Annotated in this window: 7 protein-coding genes; 4 read left to right on the forward strand and 3 right to left on the reverse strand. The window is 65.1% G+C overall.

Features of this window, described 5'->3' with window-relative positions; genetic code table 11:
- Window positions 1–93 precede the first annotated feature (93 nt).
- From ELI80_RS09575 to ELI80_RS09590, 4 genes are all read left to right on the forward strand, one after another.
- Window positions 94–1,170: a replication initiation protein gene (locus tag ELI80_RS09575; protein WP_136651290.1), complete on the forward strand. Its 1,077-nt coding sequence runs from the start codon at window positions 94–96 to the stop codon at window positions 1,168–1,170.
- Between the two features lie 466 nt (window positions 1,171–1,636).
- Entirely contained in the window at window positions 1,637–2,455 is an 819-nt protein-coding gene (locus ELI80_RS09580) for a chromate resistance protein ChrB domain-containing protein (RefSeq protein ID WP_136651291.1), read from the forward strand.
- A complete protein-coding gene (gene chrA, locus ELI80_RS09585; RefSeq protein WP_136651292.1) occupies window positions 2,455–3,822 on the forward strand; it encodes a chromate efflux transporter in 1,368 nt (455 codons plus the stop codon). The genes ELI80_RS09580 and chrA overlap by 1 nt, the downstream gene beginning before the upstream one ends.
- Before the next feature lie 2 nt (window positions 3,823–3,824).
- On the forward strand, window positions 3,825–4,232 hold the full coding sequence (locus tag ELI80_RS09590) for an MFS transporter (RefSeq protein ID WP_136651293.1): 408 nt from the start codon (window positions 3,825–3,827) through the stop codon (window positions 4,230–4,232).
- Window positions 4,233–4,255: 23 nt separating this feature from the next.
- Here the strand turns inward: ELI80_RS09590 and ELI80_RS09595 are convergent, their stop codons facing one another.
- Genes ELI80_RS09595 through ELI80_RS09605 form a run of 3 tightly spaced genes read right to left on the reverse strand, consistent with a single transcriptional unit; the run spans window position 4,256 to window position 5,454 of the window.
- Window positions 4,256–4,555 carry a BrnA antitoxin family protein gene (locus tag ELI80_RS09595; RefSeq protein ID WP_236641421.1) on the reverse strand — a complete coding sequence of 100 codons (300 nt, stop codon included), beginning with the start codon at window positions 4,553–4,555 and terminating at the stop codon, window positions 4,256–4,258.
- The gene (locus tag ELI80_RS09600) at window positions 4,548–4,835 is read right to left on the reverse strand and encodes a BrnT family toxin (protein ID WP_221830127.1); all 288 of its coding nucleotides are present in this window, start codon (window positions 4,833–4,835) and stop codon (window positions 4,548–4,550) included. The genes ELI80_RS09595 and ELI80_RS09600 overlap by 8 nt, the downstream gene beginning before the upstream one ends.
- Before the next feature lie 37 nt (window positions 4,836–4,872).
- Window positions 4,873–5,454: a helix-turn-helix domain-containing protein gene (locus ELI80_RS09605; protein WP_136651296.1), complete on the reverse strand. Its 582-nt coding sequence runs from the start codon at window positions 5,452–5,454 to the stop codon at window positions 4,873–4,875.
- Window positions 5,455–6,066 lie beyond the last annotated feature (612 nt).

The raw sequence follows: 6,066 nt of genomic DNA on the forward strand, positions 1-6,066 counted from the left end.
GTTTGAATGGAGGCGCCGGAGGGTTTGAATGGAGGCGCCGGAGGGTAAAAGTGAGCCATTGAAGTGGAGATGACTCAAATGTAATCTACATTTATGAGGGAAATCACTGTGCCAAGCAGCGCCGTTGCGCTCCGATCCGACAAGCCGCTGACGCCGGCCATGGTCTCCGCCATCTGGGAACTGGCCTCGGCGCTTGATGCCGCCCGCATCCCCGCTGAAGTGGACAACAGCGTCTGGCTGGAAGTGCCTTCGCGGCTGCTGCGTGGCGAGGACGGGCGCAACGACAACATCTGGCTGCGCGAATGCCTGACGCGTCTGACCGGGGTGCAGCTCAGCGGCGAATGGCGCGGCGATCCCTGGGGCGCGGTCCTGCTGGCCGAATGGAAGATCACCCAAGGCGGTTCGATGGTGCGGGCGCTGATCCCGCCCGCTGGCGTCCACGCCCTGCGCAGCCCGCAGAACTTCGCCAAGATCGAGGCCCGCGCCGCCCACAGCCTAACCGGCCACGGCCGCCAGCTTTATGTGCTGCTGGCCGACAAGAAGCGCCTGGGACGGCCGTTCTGGACCTTTACCGTGGATGAGTTGCGGTCGCTCATGGGTGTGGCCGACAAGAAGTCTTATGAGGTCTGGGGGCAATTTCGGCGTTGGGTTCTCGACCCTGCTTTGGCGGCAGTGAATGACTACGGCACAGTCGAGGTCAGCATGACCCCGGAAAAGCGGGGACGGTCGGTCCATGCCGTCACTTTCCGCTGGCGCTGGAAGGATCCCCACGACGCTGCCGAGACAGTGGCCGAGAATGAGCGGCATCGGAACACCCGACGGCGCCAGCAAGACACGGACGACGCCCCGCCCCTTATTGCCGACGAACCCCAGGCGGAACCGGCCTTGGCCTGGTGGTATGGCCTGACCCCGGCTGAGCGCGAGGAATGGGCGGATCGCGTCGGCCGCACCTTCACGGCCGGGGGTTACACCGTGCCCCGGCGCGACGCGGATCTTGCCCGTGCCGCCTTCTCCGTTCATGAAGAAGCGGTTCCACCAAGAACCCCAAATGACGCAGTGCGCAACCATGCCGGAACTGTCCCTTTCCCAAGCCGCAAAGCTGACGGGAAAAAGCAAGTCCACGATCAACAGAGCCATAAAAGCCGGAAAGCTCAGCGCGACCCGCCATGACGATGGCAGCTATTCGATTGACCCGGCCGAACTGTCTCGTGCGTTCGGCTGGGAACCCCATGAGGGTGCGAAAAGACGCGATGCGGAACCAGATGGAACCCGTCTTCTCGAACGCATCGAGGCGTTGGAGACCATGCTTAACCGTGAGCGCGAGATCTCGGCCGACCTGAAAGAGGACCGGGACCGCTGGCGGCAGCAGGCAACAGCCCTTTTGACCGATCAGCGCCCCACAACCGCGGCTGCTACCCGGTGGTGGCCCTGGCGCAGAAAAAGCCCATGACGGCTTTGCTGGACCTGGCCGCTGATCGGCCGGCAGCGCATCTGGCCAAGCCAATCCCTGAAGAACGGTCTGCTTGACGTCGGCGGTTTTTGCCATCTAATCCCCTGCCATGGGGCCAGCGACCGCCCCACGAGGCGCCAGCCGAAGATCGCGTTCCACATCGCCTTTCAACGGGAGGAACGCCCCATGCCTGCACCTAATGCGATTGCGTCTGACAAGCTGGCCCGGCTGATCGGCACGGCCCGCGCGCCGGTGATCCTGGATGTCCGATCCGACGCGGATGTCGCCGCCGATCCCCGGCTGCTGCCGGGCGCGATCCGGGCCGATGACCGCGCGCTGGCGGATCTGCCGCCGCTGCCGCCCGGGGCGGTGGTCGCGGTGTGCCAGGAAGGGCACCGGCGCAGCCAAGGGGCGGCCGCCTGGCTGCGCGCCCAGGGACGGCCAGCCGAAGTTCTTGACGGTGGTTTCGCAGCCTGGCGCGATGCCGGGCTGCCGCTGGTGGACCCGGCCCGCCTGCCGCCGCGCGACAGGCAGGGCCGCACGGTCTGGGTCACGCGCGCGCGGCCCAAGATCGACCGCATCGCCTGTCCCTGGTTGATCCGCCGCTTTGTCGATCCGCGCGCGGTGATCCTGTTCGTCGCCCCGTCCGAGGTCGAGGGCGTGGCCGAACGCCACGACGCCGCCCCCTTCGACATCGAAGGCGTGTTCTTCAGCCACCGCGGCGACCTGTGCAGCTTTGACGTGATGCTGGCTGAATTCGGCCTGTCCGTTCCGGCCCTGGACCGGCTGGCGGTGATCGTGCGCGGCGCCGACACCGCCCGCCTGGATTTGGCCCCCGAGGCGGCGGGCCTGCTGGCCGTGTCGCTTGGCTTGTCGCGCATCCATGCCGACGATCTGGACCAGCTTCAGGCCGGGATGCTGGTCTATGACGCGTTCTATCGCTGGGCACGCGATGCGACCGACGAGACGCATAACTGGCCCACCAACAAGCCAGGAGCCGCGTGATGCCCGCCCGTCCTTATCCGACCCTGGCGCAGGCCGCGCGCATCTGGGCGCGCATCGGCCTGCTCAGCTTTGGCGGGCCTGCCGGGCAGATCGCGCTGATGCACCGCATCCTGGTCGAGGAACAGCGCTGGCTGGGCGAAAAGCGGTTCCTGCACGCGCTGAACTTCTGCATGTTGCTGCCCGGCCCCGAGGCGATGCAGCTGGCGGTCTATATCGGCTGGCTGATGCACCGGACCCTGGGCGGCATCATCGCGGGGCTGCTGTTCGTGCTGCCGGGCCTTGTCTCGATCATGGCGCTGTCCTGGATCTATGCCATCTGGGGCGATACCGGCGTGCTGGAGGCGGTGTTCTTCGGGTTGAAGGCTGCCGTGCTGGCCATCGTCGTGCAGGCGGTGATCCGCATCGGCTCGCGGGCCTTGCGGAACGGCGCGATGATCGGCATCGCGGCGGCGTCCTTTGTGGCGATCTTCGCCTTCGGCGTGCCGTTTCCGGTCATCATCCTGACAGCCGGGTTGATCGGGTTCTTGGGCGCGCGGGCGGGGCTGCCCGCCTTCCAGGCCGGCGGCGGGCACGGCAAGGTCGGCAAGGTGCAAGTGGATGACGCCGACACCCTGCTGGGCGAGGAATCGCCCGGCCACACGCAGGTCAGCGCGGCCTGGGCCACGCGCATCTCGGCGGTGTTCCTGGCGCTGTGGCTGGTGCCGGTGGCCGCGCTGTTCCTGCTGGCGGGGCCGGGCAACGTGTTCTCGCAGATCGCGGGGTTCTTCAGCGTCATGGCGGTGGTGACCTTTGGCGGCGCCTATGCGGTGCTGGCCTATGTCGCCCAGCAGGCGGTCGAAACCTATGGCTGGCTCGCCCCCGGAGAGATGCTGGACGGCCTGGGCATGGCCGAGACGACGCCCGGGCCGCTGATCATGGTCACGCAATTCGTGGGCTTCATGGGCGCGATGCGCGATACGGGCGCGATGCCGCCGCTGCTGGCGGGCACCCTGGGCGGGCTGCTGACGACCTGGGTGACCTTCGTGCCCTGCTTCCTGTGGATCTTCCTGGGCGCGCCCTTCATCGAACGGCTGCGCGACAATCGCGCGCTGTCGGCAGCGCTGACGGCCGTGACGGCAGCGGTGGTTGGGGTGATCCTGAACTTGGCGGTCTGGTTCGGGCTGCATGTGCTGTTCGGCCAGCTTCGCCCGTTCGCCGCCTGGGGCCTGGACCTGGACCTGCCTGTCTGGCGAACATTGGACCCCGCCGCCCTGGTGCTGGTCGTCGCGGCGATAATCGCGGTGTTCCGCTTCCGCCTTGGTGCGGTCACGGTCCTGGCAGGCTGCGCCCTGGCCGGGCTGGCACTTCGGCTGGCAGGGGTCGCCTGAGGGTGCTGGCGCTGTGGCTGGTCCTGGGCCTTGGCTATTCGGCGGCGCAGACGCCCTCGGGCCGGCTGCTGCGCCGCTCGGCCCATGCCGAAGACCGGCCGGCGGTCTTTGCCGCGCAGTTCGCCCTGTCGCACGCCTGCTGGCTGATCTGCTATCCGCTGGCCGGGCAGATGGGCGCAAGGGTCGGCATGGATGCGGCCTTTGGGGCGATGGCGCTGATCGGTCTTGCCGGTGTTGGCTTGGCCTGGCGATTCTGGCCAAACGACGATCCGACCGACATCGCGCATCAGCATCCCGATCTTTCCGACGATCATCCGCATCTGGTCGCGTTTGGCAGAAATGGCCGTCATCACCATCCTGTGGTCATCGACGATATCCATGCGCGATGGCCGCTCAAACAAACGCTTTAGGGTTGGCTACCCGTTCATTTTCCTCAGGCCCGCCGGTCGAGTTCAGCCATCATGGCGCGGCGCAGGATCGCGTTCATGCGGGTCTGATAACCCTGACCTCCGGCCTTCAGCCATGCCAGCACATCGGCATCCAGTCGCGCCGTAACCTGCTGCTTGATCGGACGATAGAACCGGCCCCGGACCGCCCCGGCCCATTGCTCGTCGGTCAACTGGGGAATGTCGCTGGTGTCGATCTGATCGGCCGGCAGCGCGTCCAGCCTGGCAAGTTCCTTGCGCCGCTCGTCGGTCAGTTCGGGCAGCGTATCGAGGGTGTATTCAACCATTGGCATATCGCTTCCTTTCCTTCGGGGTAGCACGGCGAGCGGAGATGATGCGGATTGTCTCAACAGGTTCCGGGCCATCCTCGGTGACAGTGTGAGCCACAAGAAAGACTGCTGCGCCACCGACTTGGCCGATGGTCTGCCAGCGATGCTCGCCACCTTCGACCCGGTCCTGCACCGTCAGGTGCAGCGGATCGAAAAACACAAGCACGGCGTCCTCGAACCGAACGCCATGCTTGCGCTGGTTCGATTCCGCCTTGGCCGGATCCCAGACAAACCGCATTCTCATGATTCTAATGTAATTACAGGAAGGTAATTATTCAATCCGATGAGGTGGCTTCCTCCTCGCCTTTCATGGCCTGGATGATCTGATCGACATGCGTTCGCTGCTGCTGGGCACGGCGAACCATCAGGCTGCGGACCTGGTCGTTGTGCCGGGCGATCTCGTGCAACTGCTGGGCCAGCTGGTCCAGGTGCAGGCGGGAGATCTTCTGCCCGCGCAGGACTGCCGTGTTCATGGCCCTCACGGCCTGGTTCACGTTCTGCCCGATCGCGGACACCTCCTTGGTCAAGGCCGCGATCTCGCCGGCCTCGGGCGGTTCGATGTGATACACGCCCGCCGCATAGAGCAGCACCCGCCGCGCCGTGTCGGCCCGACTCAGGTCCAGCTTCTTCGCCAAGGCGTCCAGCCGCTCCATGTCCTCGGCACTGACCCGCACCGTCAGCACCTTGCTGCGCGACTGCGGCAGGCGTTCCTCCCAGCGGTTCTTGAGGTTGTAGATCGTCCGGCGGCTGACACCGTATTTCTTTGCCAGATCCGTGACCGGGATCTTTGCGTCCAGCTCGCCCCGCAGCGCCTGCTTCTGGTCGTTGGTCAGGCGGCTGAACTTGCGCTTCGGCATGTGTAAAGTATCCAATATTGGGGTTGTGAAGTATTCAAATTACATTTCCTGCCATTTACACAATCCCTAAAACTGCCCTTCACAAAGCAGGCGACATTCGCAGCCGTTTTACGAGTTAGGTTCTGGGGTCTGAGAGGCCACAGAACAAAGCCAGAGGGCAGCATCGTTGCTTTGCGGGTAACAGGTGTCGATAGGCCAGCGACCCCCTCTCAGAGCCACGGAGAGGCCCTCTGGAGGCCATCTTCGGGTTCCTGAGTAGAGCTTCCCGCTCTCAAAGCCTTTCCGGCTTCTAGAGGGCCTTCCAGAGCCTCTGAGCGCTTCCCTGATTTTCTCAGCAGATCTTTTTGCCATCAGGACGACCCTAATAGGGTTGAGGTTCTGATCTTCGCCATCTGCATCGCCCTGAGGCGCAGCGCCGATCCAAAGGGCTGGCAAGCCTCGGGGCAGGCGCGTCAGGGCGCCAGTTTTGTTGCAGTGTCGGGTGTCGCGTGTCGCGTGTCGCTTCGCTCCCCGCGACACCCGACACTGACACTAGAGAGCTAAAAATGGAGGCGCCGGAGGGTAAAAATGGAGGCGCCGGAGGGTTTGAATGGAGGCGCCGGAGGGTTTGAA

The organism is Paracoccus aeridis, assembly GCF_004923205.2.
Lineage (GTDB): Bacteria > Pseudomonadota > Alphaproteobacteria > Rhodobacterales > Rhodobacteraceae > Paracoccus > Paracoccus aeridis.

What these genes read in the sequence shown, in the direction of transcription:
- ELI80_RS09575 (WP_136651290.1), top strand. Translation starts at nt 94, where the DNA reads ATGAGGGAAATCACTGTGCCAAGCAGCGCCGTTGCGCTCCGATCCGAC.
- ELI80_RS09580 (WP_136651291.1), top strand. Translation starts at nt 1,637, where the DNA reads ATGCCTGCACCTAATGCGATTGCGTCTGACAAGCTGGCCCGGCTGATC.
- ELI80_RS09605 (WP_136651296.1), bottom strand. Translation starts at nt 5,454, where the DNA reads ATGCCGAAGCGCAAGTTCAGCCGCCTGACCAACGACCAGAAGCAGGCG.
- ELI80_RS09595 (WP_236641421.1), bottom strand. Translation starts at nt 4,555, where the DNA reads ATGGTTGAATACACCCTCGATACGCTGCCCGAACTGACCGACGAGCGG.
- ELI80_RS09600 (WP_221830127.1), bottom strand. Translation starts at nt 4,835, where the DNA reads ATGCGGTTTGTCTGGGATCCGGCCAAGGCGGAATCGAACCAGCGCAAG.
- chrA (WP_136651292.1), top strand. Translation starts at nt 2,455, where the DNA reads ATGCCCGCCCGTCCTTATCCGACCCTGGCGCAGGCCGCGCGCATCTGG.